The 26,871-nt window shown below is 55.6% G+C and carries 33 protein-coding genes and 1 pseudogene; 8 read left to right on the forward strand and 26 right to left on the reverse strand.

All coding sequences use genetic code 11. The features are described from left to right. Positions 1–49: 49 nt before the first annotated feature. The gene (locus tag VGK48_17660) at positions 50–1,543 is read right to left on the reverse strand and encodes a hypothetical protein (protein ID HEY2383007.1); all 1,494 of its coding nucleotides are present in this window, start codon (positions 1,541–1,543) and stop codon (positions 50–52) included. Positions 1,544–2,022: 479 nt separating this feature from the next. Here VGK48_17660 and VGK48_17665 point away from each other — a divergent pair, with 479 nt between their 5' ends. Then, positions 2,023–2,628, forward strand: a complete 606-nt coding sequence (locus VGK48_17665) for a sigma-70 family RNA polymerase sigma factor (GenBank protein HEY2383008.1) — start codon at positions 2,023–2,025, stop codon at positions 2,626–2,628. Positions 2,629–2,793: 165 nt separating this feature from the next. Here VGK48_17665 and VGK48_17670 read toward each other — a convergent pair whose 3' ends face one another. Continuing rightward, positions 2,794–3,120 carry an XRE family transcriptional regulator gene (locus VGK48_17670; GenBank protein ID HEY2383009.1) on the reverse strand — a complete coding sequence of 109 codons (327 nt, stop codon included), beginning with the start codon at positions 3,118–3,120 and terminating at the stop codon, positions 2,794–2,796. A 38-nt stretch (positions 3,121–3,158) separates the two neighbouring features. Next, positions 3,159–3,323, reverse strand: a pseudogene (locus tag VGK48_17675) (type II toxin-antitoxin system RelE/ParE family toxin). A 564-nt stretch (positions 3,324–3,887) separates the two neighbouring features. Between VGK48_17675 and VGK48_17680 the strand changes: the two are divergent. From VGK48_17680 to VGK48_17690, 3 genes are all read left to right on the forward strand, one after another. Beyond that, positions 3,888–4,082, forward strand: a complete 195-nt coding sequence (locus VGK48_17680) for a hypothetical protein (GenBank protein HEY2383010.1) — start codon at positions 3,888–3,890, stop codon at positions 4,080–4,082. 2 nt (positions 4,083–4,084) lie between these two features. Further along, positions 4,085–4,810 carry a TIGR03435 family protein gene (locus VGK48_17685; GenBank protein HEY2383011.1) on the forward strand — a complete coding sequence of 242 codons (726 nt, stop codon included), beginning with the start codon at positions 4,085–4,087 and terminating at the stop codon, positions 4,808–4,810. Between the two features lie 144 nt (positions 4,811–4,954). Continuing rightward, positions 4,955–6,124: a hypothetical protein gene (locus tag VGK48_17690; GenBank protein ID HEY2383012.1), complete on the forward strand. Its 1,170-nt coding sequence runs from the start codon at positions 4,955–4,957 to the stop codon at positions 6,122–6,124. Between the two features lie 213 nt (positions 6,125–6,337). Here the strand turns inward: VGK48_17690 and VGK48_17695 are convergent, their stop codons facing one another. The 6 genes from VGK48_17695 to VGK48_17720 all read right to left on the reverse strand — a co-directional run bounded on the left by VGK48_17695 (position 6,338) and on the right by VGK48_17720 (position 9,927). Continuing rightward, positions 6,338–6,562 carry a CopG family transcriptional regulator gene (locus tag VGK48_17695; GenBank protein HEY2383013.1) on the reverse strand — a complete coding sequence of 75 codons (225 nt, stop codon included), beginning with the start codon at positions 6,560–6,562 and terminating at the stop codon, positions 6,338–6,340. A gap of 77 nt (positions 6,563–6,639) precedes the next feature. Next, positions 6,640–7,266: a nucleotidyl transferase AbiEii/AbiGii toxin family protein gene (locus VGK48_17700; GenBank protein HEY2383014.1), complete on the reverse strand. Its 627-nt coding sequence runs from the start codon at positions 7,264–7,266 to the stop codon at positions 6,640–6,642. After that, positions 7,253–7,531: a hypothetical protein gene (locus VGK48_17705; protein HEY2383015.1), complete on the reverse strand. Its 279-nt coding sequence runs from the start codon at positions 7,529–7,531 to the stop codon at positions 7,253–7,255. Before VGK48_17705 ends, VGK48_17700 begins: the two co-directional genes overlap by 14 nt. A 670-nt stretch (positions 7,532–8,201) precedes the next feature. Further along, positions 8,202–8,618, reverse strand: a complete 417-nt coding sequence (locus tag VGK48_17710; protein HEY2383016.1) for a PIN domain nuclease — start codon at positions 8,616–8,618, stop codon at positions 8,202–8,204. Then, entirely contained in the window at positions 8,602–8,847 is a 246-nt protein-coding gene (locus tag VGK48_17715) for a type II toxin-antitoxin system VapB family antitoxin (protein HEY2383017.1), read from the reverse strand. The genes VGK48_17710 and VGK48_17715 overlap by 17 nt, the downstream gene beginning before the upstream one ends. 96 nt (positions 8,848–8,943) lie before the next feature. Then, positions 8,944–9,927, reverse strand: coding sequence for a TraB/GumN family protein (locus VGK48_17720; protein ID HEY2383018.1), 984 nt, complete (start codon positions 9,925–9,927; stop codon positions 8,944–8,946). A 161-nt stretch (positions 9,928–10,088) separates the two neighbouring features. Between VGK48_17720 and VGK48_17725 the strand changes: the two genes are divergently transcribed. Next, positions 10,089–11,528, forward strand: a complete 1,440-nt coding sequence (locus VGK48_17725) for a DUF6351 family protein (protein ID HEY2383019.1) — start codon at positions 10,089–10,091, stop codon at positions 11,526–11,528. Between the two features lie 6 nt (positions 11,529–11,534). Continuing rightward, the gene (locus VGK48_17730; GenBank protein ID HEY2383020.1) at positions 11,535–12,107 is read left to right on the forward strand and encodes a GDSL-type esterase/lipase family protein; all 573 of its coding nucleotides are present in this window, start codon (positions 11,535–11,537) and stop codon (positions 12,105–12,107) included. A 44-nt stretch (positions 12,108–12,151) separates the two neighbouring features. Here VGK48_17730 and VGK48_17735 read toward each other — a convergent pair whose 3' ends face one another. From VGK48_17735 to VGK48_17805, 15 genes are all read right to left on the reverse strand, one after another. Next, a complete protein-coding gene (locus VGK48_17735; protein HEY2383021.1) occupies positions 12,152–13,180 on the reverse strand; it encodes an EscU/YscU/HrcU family type III secretion system export apparatus switch protein in 1,029 nt (342 codons plus the stop codon). 4 nt (positions 13,181–13,184) lie between these two features. After that, positions 13,185–13,934 (reverse strand): flagellar biosynthetic protein FliR, encoded by a 750-nt coding sequence (locus VGK48_17740; GenBank protein ID HEY2383022.1) that lies wholly within the window; start codon positions 13,932–13,934, stop codon positions 13,185–13,187. After that, positions 13,931–14,200: a flagellar biosynthesis protein FliQ gene (fliQ, locus tag VGK48_17745; protein ID HEY2383023.1), complete on the reverse strand. Its 270-nt coding sequence runs from the start codon at positions 14,198–14,200 to the stop codon at positions 13,931–13,933. The genes VGK48_17740 and fliQ overlap by 4 nt, the downstream gene beginning before the upstream one ends. Continuing rightward, complete coding sequence (gene fliP, locus VGK48_17750) at positions 14,193–14,918, reverse strand: flagellar type III secretion system pore protein FliP (GenBank protein ID HEY2383024.1); 726 nt, start codon at positions 14,916–14,918, stop codon at positions 14,193–14,195. The genes fliQ and fliP overlap by 8 nt, the downstream gene beginning before the upstream one ends. Next, a complete protein-coding gene (locus VGK48_17755; protein ID HEY2383025.1) occupies positions 14,915–15,151 on the reverse strand; it encodes a flagellar biosynthetic protein FliO in 237 nt (78 codons plus the stop codon). Before VGK48_17755 ends, fliP begins: the two co-directional genes overlap by 4 nt. Next, on the reverse strand, positions 15,151–15,444 hold the full coding sequence (gene fliN / locus VGK48_17760) for a flagellar motor switch protein FliN (protein ID HEY2383026.1): 294 nt from the start codon (positions 15,442–15,444) through the stop codon (positions 15,151–15,153). Before fliN ends, VGK48_17755 begins: the two co-directional genes overlap by 1 nt. Next, on the reverse strand, positions 15,441–15,980 hold the full coding sequence (locus VGK48_17765) for a flagellar basal body-associated FliL family protein (GenBank protein HEY2383027.1): 540 nt from the start codon (positions 15,978–15,980) through the stop codon (positions 15,441–15,443). Before VGK48_17765 ends, fliN begins: the two co-directional genes overlap by 4 nt. Positions 15,981–16,371: 391 nt before the next feature. Beyond that, positions 16,372–16,563 carry a hypothetical protein gene (locus VGK48_17770; protein HEY2383028.1) on the reverse strand — a complete coding sequence of 64 codons (192 nt, stop codon included), beginning with the start codon at positions 16,561–16,563 and terminating at the stop codon, positions 16,372–16,374. A gap of 23 nt (positions 16,564–16,586) precedes the next feature. Continuing rightward, positions 16,587–17,039: a flagellar FliJ family protein gene (locus tag VGK48_17775; protein ID HEY2383029.1), complete on the reverse strand. Its 453-nt coding sequence runs from the start codon at positions 17,037–17,039 to the stop codon at positions 16,587–16,589. Continuing rightward, entirely contained in the window at positions 17,036–18,352 is a 1,317-nt protein-coding gene (locus VGK48_17780) for a FliI/YscN family ATPase (GenBank protein HEY2383030.1), read from the reverse strand. The genes VGK48_17775 and VGK48_17780 overlap by 4 nt, the downstream gene beginning before the upstream one ends. Continuing rightward, positions 18,345–18,926 carry a FliH/SctL family protein gene (locus tag VGK48_17785; protein HEY2383031.1) on the reverse strand — a complete coding sequence of 194 codons (582 nt, stop codon included), beginning with the start codon at positions 18,924–18,926 and terminating at the stop codon, positions 18,345–18,347. The genes VGK48_17780 and VGK48_17785 overlap by 8 nt, the downstream gene beginning before the upstream one ends. Beyond that, positions 18,916–19,920 carry a flagellar motor switch protein FliG gene (gene fliG / locus VGK48_17790; protein ID HEY2383032.1) on the reverse strand — a complete coding sequence of 335 codons (1,005 nt, stop codon included), beginning with the start codon at positions 19,918–19,920 and terminating at the stop codon, positions 18,916–18,918. The genes VGK48_17785 and fliG overlap by 11 nt, the downstream gene beginning before the upstream one ends. Then, on the reverse strand, positions 19,917–21,524 hold the full coding sequence (gene fliF, locus VGK48_17795; protein HEY2383033.1) for a flagellar basal-body MS-ring/collar protein FliF: 1,608 nt from the start codon (positions 21,522–21,524) through the stop codon (positions 19,917–19,919). Before fliF ends, fliG begins: the two co-directional genes overlap by 4 nt. A gap of 9 nt (positions 21,525–21,533) precedes the next feature. Beyond that, positions 21,534–21,827, reverse strand: a complete 294-nt coding sequence (fliE, locus tag VGK48_17800; GenBank protein HEY2383034.1) for a flagellar hook-basal body complex protein FliE — start codon at positions 21,825–21,827, stop codon at positions 21,534–21,536. Positions 21,828–22,005: 178 nt separating this feature from the next. Then, a complete protein-coding gene (locus VGK48_17805) occupies positions 22,006–22,548 on the reverse strand; it encodes a response regulator (GenBank protein ID HEY2383035.1) in 543 nt (180 codons plus the stop codon). An 80-nt stretch (positions 22,549–22,628) separates the two neighbouring features. On the opposite strand from VGK48_17805, the gene VGK48_17810 reads away from it, so the two are divergent. Beyond that, entirely contained in the window at positions 22,629–24,032 is a 1,404-nt protein-coding gene (locus VGK48_17810; GenBank protein ID HEY2383036.1) for a sigma-54 dependent transcriptional regulator, read from the forward strand. Between the two features lie 40 nt (positions 24,033–24,072). Next, positions 24,073–25,164 carry an HD domain-containing phosphohydrolase gene (locus tag VGK48_17815; GenBank protein ID HEY2383037.1) on the forward strand — a complete coding sequence of 364 codons (1,092 nt, stop codon included), beginning with the start codon at positions 24,073–24,075 and terminating at the stop codon, positions 25,162–25,164. On the opposite strand, the gene VGK48_17820 is transcribed toward VGK48_17815, so the two are convergent. Together VGK48_17820 and VGK48_17825 are read right to left on the reverse strand one after the other, a co-directional pair. Continuing rightward, positions 25,148–26,194 (reverse strand): VWA domain-containing protein, encoded by a 1,047-nt coding sequence (locus VGK48_17820; GenBank protein ID HEY2383038.1) that lies wholly within the window; start codon positions 26,192–26,194, stop codon positions 25,148–25,150. The genes VGK48_17815 and VGK48_17820 overlap by 17 nt on opposite strands. A 117-nt stretch (positions 26,195–26,311) precedes the next feature. Then, positions 26,312–26,698, reverse strand: coding sequence for a 2Fe-2S iron-sulfur cluster-binding protein (locus VGK48_17825; GenBank protein HEY2383039.1), 387 nt, complete (start codon positions 26,696–26,698; stop codon positions 26,312–26,314). Between the last annotated feature and the right edge of the window lie 173 nt (positions 26,699–26,871).

Below are 26,871 nucleotides of genomic sequence, written 5' to 3' on the forward strand. Positions count from 1 at the left end.
ATTCCCGTTGCCTGACGGTAAAGATCAAACTCGAAGAACGATGCGGAATTCAACGCACAGAACCATAGGAACTGATTCGGGTGAGAGTATTCTCAGGCCAACGCCACACCCATAACTGTTTGGCCGCCAGGTCCCATAAAACCGTTCCATCGTTCCAACTTTGACGGAGCGTTGTTCCGTTCCACGTCGAGATCCATTCGTGTTCGCGCTTCACTGTAAATGGAATCTCACCGCCCAGAGCCCCGGTAATGTCCCAGTAGGCCTCGAAGACCGTTACGCCGCCCACTTCGGCAGGAACATCGGCTAAGACTAGAGCTCCGGATGGCAGGTGCGAAAAGGCACCAACAGGCGCACTAGCTATAATCTCCCGTTGTAGCTGCCATGATCGTGCCCAATCCATCGTCCGATATATCGTCGCTATGCTGCACAGCACAATAAAAATGGCGGACAAAGCGAGTTCCGATCGGAGCGTTGTTGCAGACCTCCGGGCACCTAGAATTGCTCCGAATCCGACACAGAACCATGTGCCTACCCCCAGGAATGTTCGCGAAAACACACCAGTGCTCGAAAGACCGTAGCCTGCCATCGCATAGACGCCAGTGCACATTATTGCCGCGAAGACTGCAATCACTGGCGCAAAAAATGAATGCTTGAGTGGGGACAAACACCAGATCGCCACGAGTAACGTGATTACTGCCGCAAGAGGATAAGCGACCTCCCGAAACGCGAGGAACAATTGGTGCGGTAGCCGAACGAATGATCCGACAAAGATTAGGTACCAATTTGCAGCAAACGATTTGGATACGCTGGGAAGATAGTGCGCCGCTACACGATTCCAAAGGAGCGCAACCGTTTGGATGCTGCCGAAGCAAACAACACACTGCAAAAGTTGCTTTCGTGATATTCGTGATTCTCGCGAAAACCAAACGAGCGCAATGACGGAGAGGAATTGGAAATAGAAAGTCTCGTATGTCAAGATCGAGATGGCATACAGAACAAGAGCAGGCCAGTATTTTCCCGGTTCAAATGCTTGACTGCGAAGAAGAATCCGTGCGCTGACAAGAAATGTAAACACAGCCAGAAGGCTTCCGCTGGTAGTCGGCCAGACCGTGCTGCCTAACGCTGTTGGCAATGCAAGCCAGCACACACCCGCAATTAAACCAGGCGTCTTGTAGGTCGGCGTGAATACATCAACAAAACGCCGGATTGCGTGTGCCACTGCGAGAGTCAGCAATGCGCAAACGCATTGCCACATAAACGGATTGGCAGTCAGCAACGATGAAACGATCACCATGAAAAGGGCATAGATTGGGCGCGGGGCGAAAACCGCCAGGACGGCATTAAATCGTGCGGCAGAAAAGGGCGCGCCGTGTCGCGCAAAGTCCGCGATTGTTGACCAGTCGTCGTGATAGAAACCTAGAACAAAAGGCCTCCAGGCGACGAGGGCCATCCAAACGGCAGGAAGAAACAAATCAGAGAGTTTCCATCTCTTGACGGTGCGACCTTCTTCCGTCCAGCCCCCAGGCGATCCTGTTGCGATCATCGCGGCGATTATATCTTCCAGGAAATCTGTAATGGATTCTTAGTTACAGGGCCCAGTGACGTTCAAGTCAAACACTCATTGATTTCGCCGGATCGGTCTTGGATCTTCCGTCCTTCTTCATGCAGAAACTTTACAGAAGCATGAAGACCTGTCCGGGCAGTTGCGGATATTGTTGCAGCCACAATCCAGAGAAGTAAATGAGGGATGGTTAAATGACTCTCCCGGGTTTCGGCCTGAAAAATTGAATTACCGCCGAACGGCGCCCTGCAATAAAGGTACATGGGTTTGCCGTCCCGAAATTCGACATCTCGTCCCAGGACCGGACACTTCACGGTTACGGCGCCGAATTCAGATTATTGATACAACGCAACTTCAGAGATGGACTTCCGCATGCCATGTGCCCGAGCGTTTGTTGAAGGAAGATGTCAACGAATTTCGGGTTTGGAGAGTATTAACACTCTGAAGGAGTCCAGGTATCGATGGAAGCCGAACGCACAAACGATTCCGGAGCAGAATTGGATTTCGACGAAGTTGTACGTCGAAACTGGGGGCGCATATTTGGATTGATCACGAAGTTTGAGCGCGATCGGGACACGGCACGTGATCTCACGCAAGAATGTTTTTCGCACGCATGGCGAGGCTGGCAAGGCTTCAGGCAGGATGCAAGCGTCCGGACATGGCTGTCGCACATTGCCATTAATGTTCTGAGGAGCCATGCGCGGCGGCAAGCCAGGCGTGCCGCGGAACGCGACCCTGTCTGCCTGAACGATGATCATGCCCGCACCCAAAGCTCCCCGGAGACGCTCCTGCTGGTCAAGGAAAAGGTTCAGGCGATCTGGAGTGCCAGCAGCTTCGTTTCGATGCAGCAGTCAACCGCTTTTCGACTCCGGTTCGCTCATGATTTGACGATGGTCGAAATCGCCGGAGTCATGGGGATCAGCGAGGGTGCCGTTAAAGGACACCTTTTCCGCGCCGTTCAGACGATCCGAAGAGTCATTCGCGGGAAAAATCAGCGAATCAAAGGACGCGGTGCCAGGCGCCCTCGATCTCTCTTGAACGAATTTCCGTATGGGTGTGTGGATTAAGCGGAACGCCACCGTGCAAAAGAGCATCAGTTGATCCTGATTGGTTGCGTAAGCATTGTTTCGCCAATTGCAACTGCCTTGGTCGTGAAGCCGCGTAGCGCGGGAAGGTGTTGGTCGCTTTTTTAGTATTGTTCATTGGGTCATTGTCGCAAACCCACAGATGATTTATGCCGCGGGGCGGCCGCGTGACCGGGAACGCGATCTACGAACATCCAAAGCCAGGCCGAGCCGATCTGCATAGATAAGCAACTTCTCAATGCTCATTTGCGAAATCTTGCCGCATAGAAGATTGCTCACAACAGGCTGATGCTCATCGAGAACCTTCACGAGATCTGCCTGTGTATATTTCTTCCGTTTGATTTCATCAGCAATGGCAATGAGTATGTTGGCCTTGAATTTCAATGCCAGAGCTTTCCCGGCGGAAAGGCCTAAATCGCGGAAAACGTCTCCACGTGTGACATGGCTTGGTTTATTTCTTTGATCGCTTCGCATGCTTTCTTTCTTCCTCTATTCGTTTCCGAACCATCCCGCTAGTCCGTCTTCCTGCTCTGCTTTTCGAAGCAATGAAGCACGTAGATCACGTTTTCGATCTTCGAAAGGTAGATGACTCGATACCACGTCCGCTCATCGGCTGTTTTTAGCTCGTAAACACCAGGACCTACCGATTCCATGCGGCGTGTTTCGATCATGGGCTGACGGCCTGTTGCAGTTCGAACAGAGCAAAGCCGAGATCTCCTCGTGGTCCTTCCGCAAAGCTTGCCAGCACGTTCTTACATCGCCTTCCCAATGGATCTCCGCGAGCTGTGGTTTGGTCTCTTTCCCACTCACTTGTGGAGCATAATACCAGCCGACGACTATAATGGATTTATTATAATCACAGTCGAATGCTACCAAAGGGGCACTGGTAAAGAAACTGCTCGACAAACAGCAGCGAACCCGTTGCCAACGTCAATGATTCGCTCGCCGGCAGGCCATAGAGGCTGCGCATAGCGAACCAACAGCTAACGCGATCGGCGCGGCCTCCGGTCTGATGATCAGGCGATTTCAATGATCTGCTTTCACCCTAGCAAGTCCTTGGCAGCGCGTCACTTATGGTGGATTCCAGGCTGAATGGGTGCTCTTTACAAAGCGAAGCCGGATTGTTGTTCAATTCCGCTCCGTGCAGAAGCTTTCCGAAAACTAATGAACGAAAGGAGCCGCTGCTCTGTCTAGCAAATAGAAGACGAATCCTTGCCGATGACGGAGGAAACGAGGAAACCATGCGACGCAGCTCCGGTAGAATCCTGCTCGCGTTACTGATTGCGCTGAGTCGTTCAGGCGCTCTCGTGCTTGCACAAACGGGCGTGGATAAGGTACCCGAGTGGCAGAAAGCGGCAGGTGGCAAGGTGTTGTTTGATGTGGCTTCCATCAAGTTGGCCAACCCAGCCATTCCTGCGCAGTCAACCGAGAACTGAAAATGCGCTATAGGAACATTGCATTCGCGTTTCCGGCCATTATGTTCGTCGTCTACGGGGCGGCGCATGCGCAGTCCGCCCGCCCTCAGTTTGAAGTGGCTTCGGTCAAAACGAACAAGTCAGGAGGTCCTCCGGGCATCCTTGGAACGGAAGGCAATCGTTTTATCGCAGAAAACTACCCAATTGTATTGCTGATCCAGAGGGCATACGGGTTTCCCGATGAGTGGCTCACGAGGGATCGGTTGATTGGCGGGCCCGGCTGGATACAGAACGACCGTTTCGATATTGAAGCCAAGATTGAAGGCGATCCACGCGCAATTCCGAACGAGCAGGTGTGGCTCATGGTCCGATCGCTTCTGGAAGATCGGTTTCAGCTGAAAGTACACCACGAGACGCGAGAGTTTCCGGTCTTCAATCTGCTCGTCGCAAACGGTGGTTTAAAGATGAAGTTATCGAGCGACCAGACTCCCCCCAAATCCGACGAAGAGGTCGCTACCTTCGACCCAGCGTCTCCGCCCCGCGGTGAAACGGCGGCAACACGCACTCCGTCAGGTGACTTCGATTTCCGCCTCGAATTCGTTCCCGACGAGTTGTCGGGTAACCCCGATATATCCGGCCCCACCATCTTCACCGCACTTCAGGAGCAGCTTGGTCTCAAGCTCGAAAGCGGCAAAGCGCCTGTTGACGTGCTGGTTATTGATTCAATTCAACGCCCTTCGGAAAACTGACTCGTGGAGTTCTGGGGACAGACACCAAATTCGTCAGGAGATAATTCGGTGTCCCGGAACCTCGCGGCACGATCAAACGTATTTGGTTTCCTGGAGTCGAAGCGCATTCGGTCACCTCAAACCCGTTCCGTATTTGGAGGCTTTATGACCTTTCGCAGGTCACTGTTTGCAGCCGCAATCGTTGTCGCGGTTACAGGTCTTCTTCCAGTATTAGTCCCCGCGATGGTGGTCCAGACCACAGCGTTGCCTGCCGAAATCAGCGACAAGGATTTCTGGCGGATGATCGTGGACCTTTCCGAGCCGGGTGGCACGTATACCTACGAAAACTTCATCTCTAACGAGCTTCAATACCAGGACGTGGTTCCGGCACTCAAAAAGACCACGAAGCCGGGCCGGGTCTATATCGGCGTCGGTCCCGAGCAAAATTTCACGTACGCGGCGGTATTGCAGTCGAAGCTGGCGTTCGTCATCGACATCCGCCGGCAGAACATGGTCGAGATGCTGATGTACAAAGCGCTCTTCGACATGTCTCCAAAGCGCGCTGACTTTGTGAGCAATCTGTTCTCGCGCCCGAGGCCCGCTGGCCTCGACAGCAAAACAACACCGGCGGCGCTTTTTACCGCCTACGAGAGCGCCAAAGTGGATCCCGATCTGTCGGCAAAGAACCTGGCGGCCATCAAAGCGTACATGACCAGACATGGTTATGAACTCACCAGCGAAGACATCCGCAGCATCGACAAGGTCTTTGACGCTTTTACTCGTGGTGGACCAGGCATCAACTACTATTTTGCCAGTGCAGCTCCGGTGGGGCTCGGGCCTTCCAGAGAGGGGACCTACACCCGGATGATGAACACCACCGATAGTACCGGCCACAACTCGTCATTCCTGTCGGCTGAAGAGAACTATCTGTACGTGCGTGAGATGCAGCGCAAGAACCTGATCGTTCCGTTAGTCGGTGATTTCGCCGGGCCGGCCGTGATCCGCAATATCGGCCGCTATCTGACCGAGCACAAAGCAACAGTGGGGGCGTTCTACATTTCCAATGTCGAAACCTATCTCAGTGATGCGCAGAAACAGACCTTCTACGAAAACGTCGCCACACTGCCCGTGGATTCTTCCAGCATGTTCATCCGCCACATCCTGGGTAACCCGGCGCGAGGTTTGTCATGGTGGAGGCCGGGTATGAGCAATGTCAGCACCGTTGCACCTATGAGCCAATTCATCAGCCAAATAAAATCCGGACGGAAGCCTACCTTTCAGGAGATTGTTCGAGAGACGAAGAATCCTGACGTACTCGGTGGCGTTTCGCGATGATGAAAGAACGGGCACATCGTCTGTCGGTCGTTCCAACATCGCGGGTATTGAGGATCGTCCTCAGGACCCGCACGATTTCACTCGCGCCGCCCTCCCGCGGCGTGTTGTTCAAGCGGATCACTTTTTCCGCTTAACACCACCGAATCAGAGAAGAAGGCGACTGGCGCATTCCCACCCCTCCGCATGCCCCGGCTCCCGGCCTTGAGAGCCATCTCACTTTCGCCGAAACTTACGCCGTGAATTCGTGGCGGGTTTCTTCACGCCATTCGAAACGCCGGCGAGGTCGGAGGTGGCGGCATAGACGGATTGGACTCCAACGCCGGACGGATTCTCAACGCGCTCTCGAACCAGTGCCGCGATGCTGCGGCCGCTAGCCTCCGCCTGACGCCGGAGCCGGCGCAGTGTTTCGTCAGGAAGCTTGATGGTGATACCCTTCATAACCTCAAACGGTAACTCGTTTATGATAATTGGGCAACGCCGTGCACAGACGTATGATCTGATCAAGTACAAGCAAACTAAAGCTTGGGAACGATCGTGAGAAAGTACTGCTTGACCTGGCTCCAGGTCATCGGCCGCAGCATGTGTGGCATCGGATCTTTTTCGGCGTCAGCGAAGTATGTGAGCGATTTTTTCAGATGGATATCGCTGAAGCTCGCTGGGGAAAACTTTCGTTCAAGCAAACGAAGAATCTCATCCAAACCGTACTGCTGGGACAATACATACAAATCGACGAAGTCACGCTTGGTTCCTCGGCTGGCAATCGCGGTGAGTTTCATTGCCGCGATGTCCCGCGGATCGGCAACGGCTACTCCTTCGTAGGTCGTGAACGGAAACAGTATCGGATAGTGGTATCCAAGGAAACTGACTTTCGTAGAGCCGATGTGAAGGTGCAAGGTCTCCGGCGCTTTCGATTGGATTGCCAGCCCTGCAAGGCATTGTAGTTTGCTCAAGAGAGGATCTTCCTCTACCGTCTCAGAGGAGAAAAAATCCAGATCGACGGACGTCCGGTATCCCAGCTGCAGCGCCAGAGCCGTGCCGCCTGCCAGATAAAACGAAGCGAGAACCGGCATGCGGCTCAACCTGGCGAGCGTCTTTTTCGCCTCTTCCGGCAACACCTCCGGATGCCAATCAGCGTTTTGCATGCGTTAATAAACGAAGAACGGCTACATCGTGCGCCGGAATCTGGTAGATCAAAGCCCAATAATTGGCCGATTTAGGAGTGAGCCGCCCGTTGGTCCGTATCACCTCTTTGATTTGCTCTTCCGAAAACTGCTCCTGCAGCCAGCCAACAGCCTTCGAATCCCCCAGCTCGAGAATGCGTTCGATGGTGTATTCCGGGTGGGCGTGAGGATCGAACGATCCATCGTCAATGTCCCAAAAATATGCGCGTAAATACTGCGGAATCACTAAGTTAGTGTAGCACGGCCGGGCTTCGGCAGCAACCCGTCTCACCTGCAGCAAAATCGAGACGTGCCGGGATACGCGTTGGTGGTAAGCAAGAGCGGCGCAAAATTGAAGCCAGGCTAAAGAGGACGAAGCGATCGGAGCGAGCTTAAACGGCTATGGCCGGATCTTCCGGGGAATGCCTGTCGCGATCTGACGCCGCTCGAGAATGATTCGCCCCAGCCCGCCGCCCAGGGAATCCGGGAAGCGCGTTTGCCCGCCTCTCGGCCGCGGTCGAGGAACAACTGGGGATTGATCTTGGAGCCGCGAAGAATTCCTGTTGAGAACCTCCTCATTAGACCAAGCGGCACGGCCTTCGGCGAACTAACACAAGTCTGAACGTCTCAAAACGTAAGTTTTGGAACGATATCGGAAGGCGCTGAAGTCAAGGTCTCTACAGGCACACGGCGATTTCCCCATGGAAACATTCCGCGCTGGCAACAGACGGCCTAGGTTTTCTTCTTCGGCTTCTTCTTTTCTTTTTTCGGTTTGTCTCCGCGTCCCATAAAGATAAGTATGCCAGTTTTCCATGAAAACAGGAAGATCGAGGATAGACAGTGCTACTACTTTCGTGCGCAAGCTTCGGGACCCGTGGGAATGGAAAAGTAATAAACCTTTGGGCAACTGTCGCGCCCTATCCGACGGAGTATGGAAATTGACGCAAAACCCTCAGTTCGAGGTGTTCTTCGAATGGATCGAAGTCGCGGTCGTTGTGGAGGAGTGGAAAGCCGCGCTCGATGCAGAATGTGGCGATCCAACAGTCGACGGTCTTGCGGACTGTAATTCCCTTGCTTCGAAGCTTGCGATAATTTGCAGCACTCTGGATAGCGTTCCGGCGCCCGATCATCAGGTAGATTGGAAAATTTGAGAAATGGCGCTTCACGGAACGGAACTCTTTGTCAGAATCGATACCTTGCAGGACCTCGCTCAGGATCACATCGCCAAGTGCAGCTTCGCCACGACGGATGATGCGTTCGAGAAGGTCGGTTTGCTCGCTTTTCGAATCACGAAAGAAGTCGATCCAAACTGTTGTGTCAACGATTGCCGGCACGAGGGCGCCCGGTTCGCGAGGAGTCGAGGTCTCCACGCCAGTGGATCTTGCCCTGGAGTGAAAGGATTGTTTCCTGCTTCTTCAGACGGATGAGCGTTCGCAAGGCTTCGTCAACCACAGCTTTCTTCGTTGGCAAGGATGTCAGCTTCTGAGCCTCAGTTATCAACTGATCATCCAGGATGATGTTGGTTCGCAATTGGACCACCCCCATGTGTATAGTATCGCCCACTTATGTGTATGATCAATCAAATGTGGAACAGCGCCAATCCCCTCTGTTCCGGCACCAGCCGCTACATTTCCCGCATCGGCCAGAAAGAGTCTTGGATCAGGCGGCAGGCTTCCGGACCAGCGAGGCCGCGTCGGCAGGTTTGAGTCTGGTGACCTTCAGGCCCTTCTTCATCAATTGATTCACGATACCGGTTTCGCCGGCGTAATGCGCCGCGCCGACCGCAAAGAAATACGAGCGGGTTTTGTTGGTGCTGCATTTCGCGGCGATGCGGTCGGCCATCCGGACGTTACGATCGTCGAGCAACCGGGTTTGGAACTGTTTCCCGAGAATCTGCTCTTCCGGATCCTCTTTATTGAGTTCGGCGGCAAGAGGAACGAGATCGCCGGCGAGATAGAGATTCACCAGCCGATGGATCGGATTTTCTTCGCCGGGTTTCGGATGCTCGATTTCATCGAGGGCAGCTACCAGCAATTTGGTCTGATCTTCCATGGAAACGCTGTTTAATATGGACGTCTGCTCCTCGAGCGTTTCGATGCCGCCGGTTTCCTTTCCGGCTTGAACCGCATCGTTGTAAAGCTTGAGGTCGAGAGGCAGTTGTCCGGCGAGCAGGTCGGGAACGTATTCGATCAGTTCCAGTTGTTCGGCCGCCGCAAATGGCGTCATGCGTGACAGCACGGGAGTGAGAAGCTGAACCGCAGCCGGTGGAAAGCTATTGCCCAGGCCGCCGGCAAATACTTTGAGAAAGCGCTCAAAGACCGCATCGCCAACGACCTTCCGCAGGTCCTGCGATTCCGGCAATTGGCCGGCGCCGGCGGCCGTCTGGAGCGAGTTGCTGTCGAACGGGATCTCTGTATAGACCGCGTCGGAGACGGCGAGCGCTTTCTTCACGACATCGGGAATCGCCAGCACACGCTGGTCGGGGATGTGAATCGTACCGTAGAGATAACTGGGGACCGGACCCTCGATCCGCCACAACAGCGGGTTCTGCGTCGGTTGAATCGCGGGCGTCTGCGCATGGACGGCAGCAATCAAACATAGGACAAGAATCAGGGCAATCGGTAGAGACCTTCTGCTGGGCATGGTGCGATAGTACTACGAGGGAAGGAACACAAGAAGCATTGCACCATTGAATCATTGGAGGTTTCTGCATTTTAAATTTGAAATGCAAAAACTTCGAATGATGCAATGGTGCAATGCTTCTTGTGTTCCTTCCCCCGTTTTCTTGTGACATACTCCGCGCCATGAACCCGCTCATTCTCGTGTTGGCTCTGGCGTGTGGGGATATGACCGCCTTTCAGATGCCCGGCATGTCCGTCACGATTACGAAGGCGGAAAAACCTTCAGACAACCTGCCGGCACGGTGCCGGGTCGACGGCGTCATCGATGCGCGGACCGGGGCAGGCGGAAAAGCATACGGGATCGGTTTCGCGGTCGCGCTGCCGGATAACTGGAACGGGCGGTTTCTGTTTCAGGGCGGCGGCGGGCTCAACGGAAACGTGGCAAATCCGACCGGGTCGCAGGCGGCAGGAGATATGTCTGCACTGGCCCGCGGCTTTGCGGTCGTCACGACAGATACCGGCCATAAAGCAACTTCCGGCGGATTCGACTCCAGTTTCATGGCCGACCAGCAGGCGGCGCTCGATTTTTACTATGAAGCAAACGGCCGCGTCGCACCGGTTGCCAGGGAAATCGTCGCGAAGTATTACGGCCGGCCGCCGGATCACTCGTATTTCGTCGGATGCTCCACGGGCGGGCGCGAAGGAATGATCATGTCGCAGCGCTATCCGTCGTACTTCGACGGCATCGTGTCCGGAGATCCCGCGATTCGGACCGGCCATTCCAATCTCGGCCTGGCCTACTTCGCCGCAACGATGAACGGCGTCACTCCGAAGATGTCCGATTCGGACAAGAAGCTCGTTGTCGACTCCATCGTCAAGACCTGCGACGAGAAAGACGGCCTGAAGGATGGACTGATCTTCAACGCCAAAGCGTGCAACTTCGATCCCGCCACTCTGGTCTGCAGCGGGGCGAAGGCCGAAAGCTGTCTCAGCTCCTCTCAGGCCGCAGGGCTTCAGAAAGCCTTTGCGGGACCTAAAGACTCCCGCGGCAACGCGATCTATCCCGCTTTTCCGTATGACGCCGGCATCATCGATCCCGCCGGGATTCCCGGCATTCTCCGCAGCGGCGGCAACAGCCCGGTAAATCCGCCGCCGGGCACCACATTCGACGCGGAAAAAGCCGCTTCCGATCTGAACACCAACGCGACCGCCACCGCCGGCGATGCTCTCTGGACAAACCTCTCGACGTTTTCCGGCCATGGTGGAAAAATGATTTTCTATCACGGCATGAGCGATCCCTGGTTTTCTCCCCTCGACACCATCGGTTACTACGAAACCATGAGCCGGGAAAGCGGCGGCATGGACAAGGTCAAGGACTGGAGCCGGCTATTCCTTGTTCCCGGGATGGGACACTGCCAGGGAGGTACAGCCACGGTCGACAGTTTCGATATGCTGTCGGCCATCATGAACTGGGTCGAGAACGGCAAGGCTCCGGATGCGGTCACCGCGAAAAGCCGCACGCAACCGGTGCGATCCCGGCCGCTCTGCGCGTATCCTTCTTATGCGGCATATTCGGGCCAGGGCGACCCGCAAAACGCGGCCAGCTTCAGCTGCCGCAACTGAAAACCAATGACAACTATCCTTGCGCTTTTACTTTTTCTGTTTCAGGCGAGTCCCCGCACGCCGGTTATCCTGGCGATGGGCGACAGCATGACGGCCGGCTATGGAGTTCCAGCGGAGTCTAATTATCCCGCCCAGTTGGAACGGGCGCTGAAGAGCCGCGGATACGACTACCGCGTCATCAATCAGGGAGTGACCGGCAGCACGACCACACAAGCCATGGGCCGGCTGACCCGTGCGCTGGCGATCCAGCCGGATATCGTCATCATTCAGCTTGGCGGGAATGACATCTCGCAGGGAATTCCGCGAGCGGTCTCCATCGGAAACGTCCGCACGCTCATTCAAAGGTTCAAGCCCGGCGGCGCGAAGATTTTCTTTGCCGGCGGCAGATTTGCCTACCTCGACGCTCTGGCGAAGGAAATGGACGTTCCGGTCATCCCGTTTTTGCAAGGAGTCCAGGGCCATCCGGAGCTTTTGATTTCCGATGGCGCTCATCCCAACGCCGACGGGTATGCGATCGTGATTCAGAACATGCTTAAAGTGTTGGAACCTGCCCTGAAGAAGGAAATTAGCCGCAGATGACGCGGATGACGCAGATGGGGGCGCCCCCATCCGCGTCATCCGCGTCATCTGCGGCTAATTTTCTCCTTGTACACCCCCGCGAGGACTTCGGCGACGTCCTTGTACAGTTCCGGCGGGATTTCCTGCTCGATGTCGACACTGCTATATAACGCGCTGGCCAGCGGGCCATTTTCGATCATCGGAATATCGTGCTCGAGGCCGAGGTCTTTGATTTGGCGGCCTTTCGCGATCAACCGGGGAGCCCCCATCCGGTCGGGCTTGTATTCCAGCGCGACGGGCTGATGGCCGGGGTTGGTCACGATGACGTCGGCCTCTTTCACGCGGGCCATCATGCGGCGCGCGGAATCGCGCTGAATGGATTTGATCTTGCCTTTAATCAGGGGGCTGCCTTCCGTGGCCTTCATATCGTCTTTGACTTCAGCCTTGGTCTGCTTGATGCTCTGCTCGAATTTCCGGCGCTGAATAAAGAAGTCGGCGATCGCGAGAATGACGACGACGGCAATCAGGGAACTCGCCACCCGGATGGTCAGGCTGCGGATGACCGCGTTCGACGCGTCGATTGAACGCGCCGGAAGCGTTACCAGATCATTCCATGAGGCAGCGAGCATTTTCCATGCGATCAGCGCGACCACGCTCACCATGGCGACCAGCTTCAGCCACTGCATCCAGGAAAGCTGACCCTTCAACCTGGAGAGCGCGTGCGCAGGATTCAAATTCTCGAAACGGAGTCCGGCCTTTTCGGGCGCGAAAACGGGAAGACCCTGAATAAAGTTGCCGGCCAGAGCGGCCACCAGCGCGGCCGTGAATACAGGCGCCACGGCGAAGAGAAAGTAGACTCCCGCCTGATGAATGAGTTGAGAGTTGTCCCCGGTTGTGGCTTGTTCAAGCAGACTGGCGAACAGCGAGCGGAAACCGGCGGGCGATTCGAGATAGTAGAAAGCCGTCACGGCGCTGGCGGCGAGCGTTATCGCGCCAGTCAGTTCCTGGGAGTAGGCAAACTGTCCTTTGTCCCGCGCCTGCTTCCGGTGCCTCGCAGTCGCTTTTTCTGTGCGTTCCCCGCTTCCCGATGCCACTGGATTATTTCCTCAGGACCATGGTTTCCATGATCGGTCCCATCGCGCGCGGCAAAAATGCCAGCGAAGCGCCCAGGACGACGAGTCCGACAAGAATCTTCAACGGCGCTGCCAGGACCACGGTGTTGATCTGGGGTTGCATTCTCGCGACGAAGCCGACGGTGATTTCGATCAGAAATGTTGCCAGGAAGACCGGCAGAGCGATCTTCCAGCCGATCACAAAGATTTCCTTCGATACTTCCATCAGCGAGCTGAACCACTGATTGGTCGTGATCGTCGCGCCTATCGGGAACACTTTGTAGCTGTCCGCCAGTGCGCGAAACATCACATAGTGCTGGTTCGACGCCAGGATCATGACGTAGCCCAGCATCGTCAGAAATCCGGCCATGACCGTCGACCGGTTCTGCGTCGTCGGATCCGTCATCTGGGCCGCCGAGAATCCGAGATATACGCTTAGAAGCTGGCCGCCGAGATGGAGTCCCGCAAATGCGATCCGGATGCCCATGCTCAGGAGCAGCCCGATGAGGAATTCTGCCGGCAAAATCAGTCCGGGATTGGAATAAACCTGGGGGTTATACGGAATGATCACCGACATTGCCGCCGAGATCGAAAACACCAGGACAATCTTCAGATACTGAGGCAAACCCGAATAGCCCCAGATCGGAGCGAACAGCAGCGTCGAGCCCACACGAATACTGACAATGAGGACATGCAATAAATAAAGGTAAGGGATTGCGAGCGAAACGAACTTCACCGGACGTACGGCTCAAATGATGCGAGCAGCGTGTGCGTATACGAAACCATCGTTCCCATCATCCAGGGGAAGACGATCAGGAAGACGACAAACGTCACGATGATGCGCGGCACGAACGCCAGCGCCTGGTCGTGGATCGAGGTGATGATCTGAATGACGCTGATGATAATACCGACGATGAGACCCGCTCCGAGCATCGGCGCGCTGACCATCAACACGGTTTCGAGAGTCTGATTGGATAGACGCAGAATGATTTCTTCAGACATAGCTTTTCACCAGGGATGAGATAACGAGATTCCAGCCGTCGACCATAATGAAGAGCAGCACCTTGAACGGCAACGACACCATCACCGGAGGCAGCTGCATCATTCCCATCGAAAGCAAGACGGATGCGACCACCATGTCGATGACGAGGAACGGCAGGAACAGCACGAAGCCGATTTGAAACGCGGTCTTGATCTCCGAGATCATGAACGCCGGCATGACCGCGCTCATCGAGAGCTCGGCCGGCGTTTTCGGCTTCGGCGCTCCCGACATCTCGACGAACAGCTGCAGATCCTTTTCGCGCGTGCTCTTGAGCATGAATTCCTTGAGCGGAGCGGCGCCGCGGTCGAGCGCTTCCGACTGGTCGATCTGGCCTGTAGACCAGGGCTGGTAGGCGCTGTTGTACATCTTCGTCAGCGTCGGATTCATCACGAAGAACGAGAGGAACAGGGCCAAGCCGATGAGGATCTGATTCGACGGCGCTTCCTGAGTTCCGAGCGCCTGCCGCAAAAAATGAAAAACGATGATGATGCGGGTAAACGACGACAGCGAAATGATAATGGCCGGCAGAAAGGTCAGAAGCGTCAGCAGGATCATGATCTGCACGGGCATGTTCATCTGAACCTGGCCGTTCGCGCTCGTCATGTCGAGCTTCAAGGTCGCCGGAGCCGCCGCCGCCGGCACAGTCGCAAGCATTAAATTGAACAATGAAAAGTTCATTTTCCCAGTTTGTCCAGAATGGAAATCGATTCCTTAGTTACGCCGATCAGGAGTTCTTCACCGCGGATTTTGACGACAATCAGACGGCATCGATCGCCGAGATGAAGCTGCTCAATGACCGATAGATCGCGCGGACCCGCCATGGCCGGAACGTACTTCTTCATGAGCTGAAGCACGAGGACCAGTCCGCCGAGAAGCAGTACCAGTGAGCCGATTACTTGAAACGCTATCATCAGACCAGACCTCCAGGCTTCTGGATTTCAATGATCCGCACGCCGGATGATTGGTCAACCGCGATCACCTCACCGCGCGCCACCTTCATACCATTGATGCAGATGTCGAACGGCTCTCCGGCCGGCTTTTTGAGCTCGATCACGGAGTTCGGCGAAAGGTTCATCATGTCGCGGACGCGAAGCCGCATGCGGCCGACTTCGATGGCAACCTGCAACGGAATGTCTTGAACCGCGCTCAGCTCGCGCAACATCGCGTCGGCGGGTACTGCGAATTGTTCTGGTTTGTCGCTCATAGTTGAATCACAAATTCGGTGAACATCACGTCCACGACTTTCGGATCGCGGAAATACAGGGCTACCTTGTCCTGCAGCTCGTGACGGAGTTTGTTCTTGCCTTCTTCGTTCATGATTTCCTGCGAAGTCTTCGCTGTCAGGCTCTGCAGAATGACATCGCGAACTTTCTGCTGAAGCGGCTGATTGGCGGCAATCTGCGCCACCTTCGATTTGTCGTCGACGAGAAGGCTGATCTTGATTCTGAGGTAACGAGCCGCGTCCTCGTCGGCGAGGTTGACGACAAAGGGCTCGAGCGGCAGCACCGCACTCTTCTCGAGCATGGCAGCGATCCTTTGCTGCTCGGCTTCCTTCGCCCTGTCCGGATTGGCCGCTCTGGCTTGAGCGTTCAGAGTTCTATTGATCAGTACAAACGAAATGAATCCGCCACCGGCGCTGGATACGATGGCCAGGAGCACAATCACCAGCATCCTGCCGATCGACGCATAAGATTTCGCCGGTTTTACTTCCTGTAGTTCTTCGACTGTTTCTTCAGGCACAATTCGTCTCCTCTTTACGAGTCAAGGACAATGCACGAACTGTGCCGTTTCGTAGGTGTTGAAAGGAAAGGGGTTAGGTCAGGGAAAGGTCAAAACATTGACTGGAAAGATGGGAATCAGCCAAAAACGGTTATGCAGGTATGAATGAATTGTCGCGTAGACATTCCCCGCCTTTCCAAGGCGGGGTGGCTGCGCCATTAACAAATGGCCCGTTTCCTTAGCGGCGCAGACGGGGTTGTTAGTAACTTCAACAAATAAGGTGCGCTGCGCGATTCCTGGATAACCGCCTCGCCCGAGCGTTCTAACGTTTGATCGCTCGGGCACCCCGCCTTGAAAAGGCGGGGAATGGCCTCGCCCGACAATTCATTCCTTGATTCCAGAACAATATTCCCTACTCCAGCAAATGCTCGGCTAAATCCCGGATCAGTTGCCGGACCTCCAGGGTTTTTTCCTCGATCAGCCTGGTGCGCTCGAGCGCTTTTGGCGTCAACTTCTCGAACTGCATCAGCTCGGCATTGGCCAGGACCATCCCGATGCGGTTATTGAGGTCGTGGATCCACTTCTTAACTTTTTCGTCATCCATGACCGACTAATCTAACACGCCTTTCAAATTCGTGTTCTGACGTAACGTCCAATAGAAGCATCGTCTTGCGACTTCTGCAGGGCCGCGTCGTCTTCACGCTCCGATTGATGCAATCGGCGCGCCTGAAGCTTCTCGATGATCTTTTGCGCCTTCATCGCTTCCGACCATTCGGAACGCCGCTGTGCGAGGTTGGTTGTCGCTGTCTCGAGGGATTGATGGATCACCTTGCGTTGCTGTTTCAGGGCCTCGATATATCTTTCGCCGCTCTGGAGATCGTTGCCGGTAGCGGTCTTCAGATAGGCAATTCCTTCCCGCGTCTGCTGAATCTGGCCGGCGGCCTCGGAGTCGGCGTTCTCGAGACGGCGCACTTCGCCTTCGGCCTGCTTGACGCCGGCTTCCGCCACAGACACATAGGTCTGGCGGATATGAAACAGGCGTTCCAGCCGCGGCAGACTTCCCTTGAGTCTGGTGCTCATTTCGTGCCCCCTAACTCGAGGAGTTGTTGATGGGTGACACTGAGCTGGGCGAACTGCTCCGCTCTCTGCTTCAGGAATTGGTTGATGGCATCGTGGCGGTCGATCGCCGTGTCGATGCGGGGATTGGATCCGCGTTTATACGCGCCGATATTGATGAGGTCTTCGGATTTCCTGTAGGTGGCCATCAAGTCGCGGATTTCATACGCCGCATTCTTGATGTTCTGTCCGACCAGATGCGGCATGAGGCGGCTGACGCTCGCAAGCACATCGATACAGGGATAGTGACCGCGCGATGCTAGCTCGCGATCCAGCACGATGTGTCCATCCAGAATGGAGCGCGCGGAGTCGGCGATCGGATCATTCATGTCGTCGCCTTCCACCAATACCGTGTAGAACGCCGTGATGCTGCCCTTGCTGAACTTTCCGGAACGTTCCAGAAGTTTCGGCAATAATGAGAACACGGAAGGCGTATAGCCTTTCGAAGACGGCGGCTCACCGGCCGCCAGACCGACTTCGCGCTGAGCCATGGCAAAGCGCGTCACGGAATCCATCATCAGCATCACGTTGTAGCCGCGGTCGCGGAAATACTCCGCGGCGGCGGTGGCTGCAAATGCGGCACGGATGCGCACAAGCGCAGGCTGATCGGAGGTTGAAACGATAATGATGGACCGCTTCAATCCTTCCTCACCGAGATCGTTTTCGATGAACTCCCGCACTTCGCGGCCGCGTTCACCGATCAATGCGATGACGTTGATATCCGCGCTCGTATAGCGCGCAATCATTCCCAATAACGTGCTTTTGCCGACGCCGCTGCCGCCGAAGATTCCAACCCGCTGGCCCTTCCCGGTCGTCAGCAGGCTGTCGATGACACGGACGCCCGTCTGAAGAGGGTCGCGTATGGGATCCCGTGAAAGCGGGTTTGCCGGCTCGGCATAAAGATCCTGGCGATGAAGTTCGAGCGGCAGGGGTTTGTCGTCGATAGGACGGCCGAGGCCGTCGAGGACGCGGCCTTGCAGCGCCTCGCTCATGCCGATGCTGGCGGTGCGGCTCGATGCCTGAAGAATGTCTCCCTGGCGGACTCCGTCGATTTTGCCCAGCGGCATCGAAATGACTTTTCCGTCGGTGAAGCCCACGACTTCGACGGGAATGCGCCGGCCCTGGGTTTCAAGCCAGCACACGCATCCCATTGTGACGTTCGGGCCGTGAGATTCGATCGTGTTTCCGACGACTTTTTCGACGATTCCGAATTCGTTAACCGGGTCGCCGGTCTCCAGGCGCTTATAGAATCTATCGAGATCCAGCCGGCTATTCATCGAACAATGCCTTTCCGATGGTATCGATTTGCGCCGCTACCCGGCCGTCCAGGAAGGTTTGACCCGTTTCAATCACAAAGTCACCGCGCTCCAGCGTGGCGTCGTCCTTCACAGTCACGGCAGGATTCGCATTCCCGGCCGCAACCCGGACCCGGCCAAAATCCTGCCGGCTGACGCGCAATGCAATGCTCTGGTGTCCGGAGACGCGCTTCAACGCGACCGAAGCCAGCGCCCCCACGAGATCGGGATCCATGGTGAGTTCCCGCTGAACAATCTTGCGGGCGATCTCGAGAGCCAGCCGGACGGTCTGCTGCTCCATCTCTTCCACCAGCTGTTTATGGGACTCGGCGAGTTGGGCGATGCCGTTCTCGTAACGCTTGACGATGGTTTCCACCATCTTCTCGCCCATCTGTTTACCGATCCTCTCGCCTTCGCCATATCCCTGCTCGAATGCCTCTTTTTCGACATTCATCGCATGTTCCTGCGACGCCAGGGCAAGGAAAGACTGTTCTGCCGGCGCACTGATCGTGAGCCTCTGAAGCCTGCCGTCACCGCGAATGATTCTAGAGGACATATTCCTCGCCACCGCCTCCGCCGAGGTTGATGATTCCTTTTTCTTCGAGCTTGCTTACCACTTCGACAATCCGCTGCTGAGCCGCGTGAACATCCTTGATCTTCACTGGTCCCATCAATTCCATTTCTTCCTTCATCATCTCGATTGCACGACCGGACATGTTGCGGAAGAACTGCTGCTGCTGATGATCCGTGGCGCCTTTGAGCGCTTGAGCAATGGTCTTCTTATCGATGCACTGCAGAATTTCGCGAATCGCCTGATCATCGAGAATCGAGATATCTTCGAAGACAAACATCAATTCACGGATCGAATTGGCGACCTCGGGTTTGTCGCCGGCGATCTTATCGAGCACCGCGCGGCTGTGCCGCCGGTCCATTCTGTTCAGGAGTTCGGCAACGGCGCGGATACCGCCGTAGGCCTGGTTATGGGCATAGGTTCCGACCGGCTTAAGCTTCTCTTCAAGCACGGCGGAAATCCCGCGAATCACGTCGGGAGAAATGGTTTCCAGGCTCGCCATGCGGATGGCAACATCCGCCTGGATGTCGTCGGGCAATGATTCGAGCAGTTCCGCGGAACTGTTGGGCGCCAGGTGCGCAAGAATCATGGCGATCGTCTGCGGGTGTTCGTTTTGAATGAACTGGGATAACTGAACCGGGTTCAAGCGGTCGATCGCCTCGAAGGCATTCGAGCTCGTGGCGCTGGATGAGAGCCGGTCCATGATGCGTTTGGCCGGGCCGGCGCCCAGGGTGCGGCGAATAACTTTCTTGGCGTAATCGACGCCGCCTTCGGAAACGAAGCGGTTGGCAACAAGCAGCCGGTACAGCTCCTCGGCGGATTTTTCCGCATCTTCGGATGCGATGGGACCGACATTCGAGATCTCTTTCGAAATCGCTTCGATCTCGGCCTCGTTGAGAAACCGAAGTACCTCCGATGCCGTCTCTTCACCGATGAGAACGAAGAGGGTGGCCGCCAGCTTCACATCACCGCTTTTCATTTATGCCTTTCATCCGCGAGCCACATGCGCACCAGTCTGGCTACGGTCTCAGGGTCACTCTGTGTCTGCTCCACGACGCGCTTCCGGATCAAATCTATTTTGGTCGGCGACGATAATGACTGGAGCTCGCGCTCAGCCGCGTCCGCGCGGTCATCTGCAAGCGTTGTTCCGTTGAGCTGCGCTTCGAGCTGTTTCACCGTCATCGGTGTCTTCACGGTTCCGGGCAGGCGGGGAACATTCCGCCCTGCGGGGATTGAACCGGCAGGAGCCCAGTTGCCAAAAACGCTCTTCTGAACAGGACGCAGGAAGAGCAGATAAAGAATGATGAAGACGACCGGAATAATCAGGTAGCGAAGACCTGTCATGATCAACGGCCCTTGCTTGTCCATGAACGTGGGCTTTTCGACGAGTTCGGCTTCCCCTTCGAAGGAAACGTTTTCGACCGTCAGCTGATCGCCTCGATCGGGATTGAAACCGATCGCCGCCGAAATCAGGTCCCGATACTTTTTCATGTCATCGGCGTCGCGCGGTTCCTGCGTCGTCTGCGGCTTGCCGTCGCTGCCCGTTACGACCTTGGTATGGTTATCGATCAGCACGGCGATCGAGACGCGATCGACCCTCCCTACCGGATTGACGATATGGCGTACAGCTTTGCTGACTTCATAATTGGTGGTTTCGTTCTGTTTCAACAGATTGCCGGCGGATTCCGTTTGCGGCTCGCGCTCTTCCTGTTTCTGCTGGCTGCGAACGACACTGCCCTGCGGATCGTATTGCTCGACGGTTTCCTCGACCTGCTGGAAGTTCATGACGACCGAGACCTGCGGGCGAACTTTTCCCTGGCCGACTGCAGGCTCGAGAATCTGGACGATCTTGTTCGAGAGTTCGGTCTCGACCTTCTGCCGTGCGTCCAATTGCGTTGAGGAGAGTCCGCTGTCGCCGCTGTCGTTGCGGGACAGGATCTTTCCGCGATAGTCGATCAATACCACTTTCTCGGGGGTGAGCCCTTTGACCGAGCTGGCGACAACATTGATGATTCCCTGCGCTGCCGAAGCAGACAGCGTCCGGCTATTCTTCAATTTCAGGATGACGGATGCTTTCGTCTGGTCGTCGGTGCTCTGAAAAAGCGACTCCTTCGGCAGCACCAGATGGACACGCGCCGCTTCAACTTCGGCGAGAGTCATGATGCTGCGGGCGAGCTCGCCTTCGAGCGCGCGCTGATAATTGACCTGTTCCTGGAAGTTGGTCAAACCGAAATTCGTACGATCGAAGATCTCGAAACCGATCCGGCCGCTCTCCGGCAATCCCTGGCTCGCAAGCTGAATCCGCACTTCGGCAATCTTGTCGGCGGCGACCTTAATCGTGCGGCCGTCGGGGCCGAGTTCGTAAGGAACTTTGAGGTCGGTCAGCTTTTGTATCAAGCCCTGGGCTTCCTGGGGATCGAGGTCCGCATACAGCGTCTGGTACTCGACGCGATTCATGAAAAACACCAGCGCCCACAGCATGACGAGAACAAGTGCGCCGGACCCGGCGATCGCCAGCTTCTGCTGAAGCGTATAGCGTGTAAGGAAGACCTTGATTTGATCGAGCGGGCTTTGTGCGGCCATTGGCGGTTACTACACCTGGGCTTTCATGATTTCCTGGTACGCAGCAACGATCTTGTCGCGCACCTGCATCATCGTCTGAAACGATAGATCCGCCTTCTCGAACGAGGTCATTACGGAATGCAGATCGGATTCATTGCTGAGAAATTTCTGCAAGTCGCCCGGGCAGCTTTTTTCGACGTTGCTTACCTGCTGGATGGCTTGGTTCAGGAGATTGCCGAAGGAGCCGCCGGAAACGGGGGCCTTTGGAAGCGTCGGCGTCGGCATCATCCGCGGAATGTTGCTGTAAACTTTGAAGTCGCTCATCGACCCCTTATAGGCAGGCGGAATACCAGATGGCAGATGTATCGGTAAATCAGTGACTTACGGCTGACTTGGTTGGGTAGGATAACCTTAAAAGTCGGGGGTTTGACACAAAAACCGGCGAAAAACGCCGCTTTCTTGACGGTTAAACGGCCGCCATTCTGTCAAGAATCCAACAATGTCAAGGTTTTGGATTCAACCCCATCCTGGCAACAAGGATGCCTAATAAGGACTCGATCTTTTCAAGTCTGGAGTCGATCATCGCGGATTTTTCGGTCGCGAGGGCAAGCCTGGCCGACAGCTTCTTATTGTCGTCTATCAGCATCAGATACTCCATGATACGGCTCGCAGCGATTTCGATTTCGGCGAGCTTAAAAGGTTTGGCCAGGTAATCGAAGGCGCCGCGCCGGATGGCTTCGATGGCGGTCTCGATGGACGAATAGCCCGTCATAATGACGACATAGCTCAAAGGATTGACTTGTTTCGCCACCTTGAGAACCTCCATCCCGTCCGGTCCGGGAGGCATCACAAGGTCGGTAAAGATAATGTCGAAGCTAAGCTTCCGGGATTGAATCAGGCTGATGGCTTCCGAGCCGTCGCGAGCCGACGAAACGGTGAAATTACGGGATTGCAGGTACTCACACAGTGTCAATCTGAGGTCACTGTCGTCGTCCACGACGAGGATTCGAATTTTGCCGGGAAACACCTCTGCTACATTCACCATGTCAATGTATCGGCAAATTCCTTGAAAACTTTAGATTCGACAGGTACAATCGGTCAGATTTTCTAGCAGGGAGGCGTTTCATGGACACGAACAAGGAACAGGTTCTGGTGGTCGACGACGAAGAGGATCTTCGCCACGCGATCGTCGACATCTTGACACTCGACGGATTTGAAGTCGATCAAGCCGGGTCTGCTGAAGAAGCAGCGGAGAAGCTTTCACAGATTGCATACGACGTTTTGATCACCGATCACAACCTTCCCGGAAAGACCGGGGTCGAACTGCTCGAAGAATCGCTGGTCCGCTATCCGGAAATCATCGGCGTGGTCATCACGGGATACGGCACGATCGAAACGGCTGTGAACGCTATAAAGAAGGGCGCATACAACTACCTGACAAAGCCATTCAAGCTGGTCGAACTCCCGATCATGGTTCGCAAAGGTCTCAAGGAACGCCACCTCCGGTTTGAAAATCAATACCTCCGCAAGCAGCTCGACGAGAAGTACGGCTTCAGCAACATTATCGGCTCGGGCCGGGGCATGAAACGGATCTTCGAACTGGTCGAGACCATTGCCGGCCTCAACAGCACCTGTCTGATCCAGGGCGAAACAGGAACCGGAAAAGAACTGATCGCCAAGGCCATCCACTTCAACAGTCCGCGCAAGGACCAGAAGCTTGTCAGCATCAACTGCGGCGCGATACCCGAAAGCCTGCTCGAGTCCGAGTTGTTCGGTCACGTGAAAGGCGCATTTACAGGCGCCGTCCAGACGCGCATCGGCCGCTTCGAACAGGCGAATGGCGGAACCATCTTCCTGGATGAAATCGGAAACATGCCGGTTTCGCTGCAGGTCAAACTGCTGCGCGTCCTTCAGGAACGCGAGTTCGAGCGCGTCGGCGGCAACAGCACGGTAAAGGTCGACGTCCGGATTATCGCGGCGACGAGTTCGAACCTGGAACAGATGGTGAAGGACGGAACGTTCCGCGAGGATCTCTACTACCGCTTGAATGTCATTCCGATCAATCTGCCGCCGCTCCGCGAACGCCGCGAAGATATTCCATTGCTCGTCCAGAAATTTGTCGAGCACTTCTGCGATGCCCACAAGCTGGATCTGAAAACCGTTTCACCCCAGGTCATGAAAGGTCTGATGGCGTATGACTGGCCGGGCAATGTCCGGCAGCTGGAAAACCTTGTGGAAAGGATGGTCGCGCTGACCGGCAACCGGCCGGCAATCCTTGCAACGGACCTTCCCGCGGAGATTCAAAACCGGGATTCCATGAATTTCGTACCGCTGATTGAAATTCCCGAAGAAGGCATCAACTTCCAGAACGTGGTTACCGACATGGAGCGCGAACTGATTCTTCAGAGCCTGCGCAAGACCAACGGCAACAAGAAGCTGGCGGCTAAACTGCTCAACCTGAAGCGCACCACGCTGATCGAAAAGATCAAGCGCATCGGCCTGGGAGAACAGATCGCGGCATCGGCCTGAGCCGCTAATGTTTTAGTCCGGTGCCGTCGATAACACACGCATGGAACGGGTGTTAGTTGTCGACGACGAAAAAGATTGCCGGTATGCGCTTGCAGACGCGCTCAGAGCAAAAGGTTTTAATGCCGAAATAGCCGAAAACGGGCGTGAGGCTCTGGCTGTTCTCGAAAGCCAGCCCTCCACCTACGGCCTGGTCTACTCCGACATGCGAATGCCGGAACTTGGCGGGATCGAACTCGTCGAGAATCTCGCCGGCCTCGACCCGACAATCGTGGCCGTTCTGCTCACCGGACAGGCGGATCCCCGAAGCCCGGTCGCCGCGATGCGGGCCGGCGCCTTCGATTTCCTCAGCAAACCGTTCACCATGAGCGAGCTTGAAATCAGTCTCGCCCGCGCGACGGAACGGCGGCACATGCTTGTCCGTCACGAGAACGATCGGGCGGGTTTACGGAATCTTCTCGACACCAGTGAAGCGGAGAAGAAGCGTCTTGTCACCCGGCACGAAGAAGAACGGCAGAAGATTTTCGTGTCGTCCATTCGCGCTCACGCGCGTTCGATCGAAGCCAAGGATTCATATACAGCAGCCCACTGCGATCGCGTCGAACGATACGCGGAAATCATTGCCAGACATCACGGCGGATTCGACGAAAACTGGATCTTCAATCTGAAAGTCGGTGCGATCCTGCACGACATTGGAAAGATTGGCATTCGCAGCTCCATTCTTTGCAAACCCGGCGCGCTGGATGCCCTGGAATACGATGAAATCCGGGCACATCCGGTGATCGGCGGGCGTATCGTGCGGTCGCTGGGCGGGCTCAATCTCGAGCCTATCGTCCGTCACCATCATGAACATTTTGATGGAACAGGTTATCCGTGGGGACTGAAGGGGGACGCAATTCCACTCGAGTCGCGAATCGTCCTGATCGCGGACACGTTCGACGCCATGACCAGCGACCGGCCATACCGGCGGTGCATGAACACCGATCTTGCTCTAGCCGAGCTGGAAAACCACGCGGGCGCGCAATTCGATCCTTATATGGTACGAGTCGCGCTCGACGCGGCCCCGCAACTCGACGCCGCGCGCCTGGAACATTCTGAGAACGGGAAGCGGGAGTATTTCAGTTCAAGTTTTTAGCCGCTTTGGCTTCGGTGACGTAATACCCCGTTCGATGGCGAATCTGTGAACCGGGTTTACTGACTTTCACATCGACCTCCCGCCATGTGTTCTTATCCGAGAGGGTCGTCGGGTAGTACCCCAGCGTGTATTGCTGGTGTAATTCTTCAAGAAGAACTTCCGCAAGACCGTTCAACGCATAATTTCTACCGGTAAACAGCCGGAAAGCCCGCCCGCCGCTGATACTGGTCAGGCGCCCGAGCATGTAGTGATAGATGTGGTACCGGGTGCGGCCCAGGGCAAGAGGATCGTCATCGTCATCATCGATGCCGATGGCGTAGACAAGGACCTCCGAACGCTTCAGGATGTCTTCGACCTGAGTCGAATTGATGTGGCTCTTCGTATCGAAGCCGTCCGTGACCATCAGCAGGATCTTCTTGTTGTGCTTCGCCTTCTTCATTTCCTCCATGCCGGTCTGGATGGCGTCATAAGCGGCGGTTTCGCCGCCGGCCCGGATATCTCTCAGGCTTTTTTGCACGTCCTGCATGTTCGAGGTGAAGTGTTGGCGCATCTGCACATCGGAAGAGAATTGCACGACAAACATTTCGTCCTGCGGCGACAGAGCCAGCGCGACCTCGCGCACGGTCTGGAGGGCCTGTTGCAGTTTGTGCCGCATGCTGCCGCTGGAATCGATCAGGACGCCGACGCTGACAGGGACGCGGAGATCATGCGAGAAGAATGAGATTTTCTGCTTTTCGCCGTTCTCGAAGATCTGGAAGTCGTCGACCTTCAGGCCGTCGAGGTATTTGCCCTGATCGTCGAGAACCGTCGCCGTTACATTGACCAGCTCGACGTTGATGTTCAACCGGTATCGCGGATCCTGGGGATCCTGGACATCGGCAGGCGGAGTTGCAGGCGCCGGGGTTTCCTGCGCGGTGGTTTCCTGAGCTGCAGGTTGCTGCGATGTTTGTGCCGTGATATGAACTGCTCCGGCGCATAACACGCAAAGAATGACAATTGAGCCTATCCAAACGTGCTTTCGTGCGTTCATGGTGAGCTACTCGTTAACGGCTGCATGGCCGCGATTTTTATTTTGTTACAACGGGGGTCGGATTCATTCTACAACGGAGGCTTGCGGAAACTTCCACTGAATTCGTCAGCAGGCCTGTCAGTGGCCTTCGCGTACCGCGTTGCGGTTCCAGTTAGGTATCTCGACGATGAGATTCCGGCTGCCATCGGGAACGCTCTGGCAACTCAGACGGCTATTCGGCGTCAGCCCGGGAGCATAGGACAGCTCTTCCTCTTCGGTGTCCGTTATCTCGGGAATCGATTGCCCGCCTTCGCGCACGATGCAATGGCAAGTGGAACAGGCGCATACACCGCCGCACGCGTGGTCGATTTCGATTCCGTTCGAGAGCGCGATGTCGAGGATGCTTCCCGGAAGACCCGTATGCCCGTACGGGATCTTCTCGGGGTCAACCTCCACGGTCACATTCATCGGCAGAAATGTGATGCTGAACTTCTGCGTCGCCGGAGCAGGAGGTTCTTCGTTCACGTATGGATTGGTTCCTCCCATATATAGCTATTATGTGCTTTTTGCGCGCAGGAACCGCGCAGCGCACCATTTTTATTTGAAATTACCAACCGCCCCGTCTGCGCCGCAAACGAAGGGAACCATTTTTATTAATGGCGCAGCCACCCCGCCTTGGAAAGGCGGGGAATGCAAAA

The sequence above is a fragment of the Terriglobia bacterium genome (assembly GCA_036496425.1).
Classification (GTDB): Bacteria; Acidobacteriota; Terriglobia; order 20CM-2-55-15; family 20CM-2-55-15; genus 20CM-2-55-15.

Bases quoted from the DNA above. Each gene is read 5' to 3' on its own strand.
- fliP (HEY2383024.1), bottom strand. From the start codon at position 14,918: ATGAACTTTTCATTGTTCAATTTAATGCTTGCGACTGTGCCGGCGGCG.
- VGK48_17690 (HEY2383012.1), top strand. From the start codon at position 4,955: ATGACCTTTCGCAGGTCACTGTTTGCAGCCGCAATCGTTGTCGCGGTT.
- VGK48_17660 (HEY2383007.1), bottom strand. From the start codon at position 1,543: ATGATCGCAACAGGATCGCCTGGGGGCTGGACGGAAGAAGGTCGCACC.
- fliF (HEY2383033.1), bottom strand. From the start codon at position 21,524: ATGGCCGCACAAAGCCCGCTCGATCAAATCAAGGTCTTCCTTACACGC.
- VGK48_17820 (HEY2383038.1), bottom strand. From the start codon at position 26,194: ATGAACGCACGAAAGCACGTTTGGATAGGCTCAATTGTCATTCTTTGC.
- fliG (HEY2383032.1), bottom strand. From the start codon at position 19,920: ATGAAAAGCGGTGATGTGAAGCTGGCGGCCACCCTCTTCGTTCTCATC.
- VGK48_17780 (HEY2383030.1), bottom strand. From the start codon at position 18,352: ATGAATAGCCGGCTGGATCTCGATAGATTCTATAAGCGCCTGGAGACC.
- VGK48_17805 (HEY2383035.1), bottom strand. From the start codon at position 22,548: ATGGTGAATGTAGCAGAGGTGTTTCCCGGCAAAATTCGAATCCTCGTC.
- VGK48_17755 (HEY2383025.1), bottom strand. From the start codon at position 15,151: ATGATAGCGTTTCAAGTAATCGGCTCACTGGTACTGCTTCTCGGCGGA.
- fliQ (HEY2383023.1), bottom strand. From the start codon at position 14,200: ATGTCTGAAGAAATCATTCTGCGTCTATCCAATCAGACTCTCGAAACC.
- VGK48_17730 (HEY2383020.1), top strand. From the start codon at position 11,535: ATGACAACTATCCTTGCGCTTTTACTTTTTCTGTTTCAGGCGAGTCCC.
- VGK48_17785 (HEY2383031.1), bottom strand. From the start codon at position 18,926: ATGTCCTCTAGAATCATTCGCGGTGACGGCAGGCTTCAGAGGCTCACG.
- VGK48_17700 (HEY2383014.1), bottom strand. From the start codon at position 7,266: ATGCAAAACGCTGATTGGCATCCGGAGGTGTTGCCGGAAGAGGCGAAA.
- VGK48_17720 (HEY2383018.1), bottom strand. From the start codon at position 9,927: ATGCCCAGCAGAAGGTCTCTACCGATTGCCCTGATTCTTGTCCTATGT.
- fliE (HEY2383034.1), bottom strand. From the start codon at position 21,827: ATGAGCGACTTCAAAGTTTACAGCAACATTCCGCGGATGATGCCGACG.
- VGK48_17685 (HEY2383011.1), top strand. From the start codon at position 4,085: ATGCGCTATAGGAACATTGCATTCGCGTTTCCGGCCATTATGTTCGTC.
- VGK48_17775 (HEY2383029.1), bottom strand. From the start codon at position 17,039: ATGAGCACCAGACTCAAGGGAAGTCTGCCGCGGCTGGAACGCCTGTTT.
- VGK48_17810 (HEY2383036.1), top strand. From the start codon at position 22,629: ATGGACACGAACAAGGAACAGGTTCTGGTGGTCGACGACGAAGAGGAT.
- VGK48_17680 (HEY2383010.1), top strand. From the start codon at position 3,888: ATGCGACGCAGCTCCGGTAGAATCCTGCTCGCGTTACTGATTGCGCTG.
- VGK48_17665 (HEY2383008.1), top strand. From the start codon at position 2,023: ATGGAAGCCGAACGCACAAACGATTCCGGAGCAGAATTGGATTTCGAC.
- VGK48_17725 (HEY2383019.1), top strand. From the start codon at position 10,089: ATGAACCCGCTCATTCTCGTGTTGGCTCTGGCGTGTGGGGATATGACC.
- VGK48_17815 (HEY2383037.1), top strand. From the start codon at position 24,073: ATGGAACGGGTGTTAGTTGTCGACGACGAAAAAGATTGCCGGTATGCG.
- VGK48_17670 (HEY2383009.1), bottom strand. From the start codon at position 3,120: ATGCGAAGCGATCAAAGAAATAAACCAAGCCATGTCACACGTGGAGAC.
- VGK48_17695 (HEY2383013.1), bottom strand. From the start codon at position 6,562: ATGAAGGGTATCACCATCAAGCTTCCTGACGAAACACTGCGCCGGCTC.
- fliN (HEY2383026.1), bottom strand. From the start codon at position 15,444: ATGAGCGACAAACCAGAACAATTCGCAGTACCCGCCGACGCGATGTTG.
- VGK48_17770 (HEY2383028.1), bottom strand. From the start codon at position 16,563: ATGGATGACGAAAAAGTTAAGAAGTGGATCCACGACCTCAATAACCGC.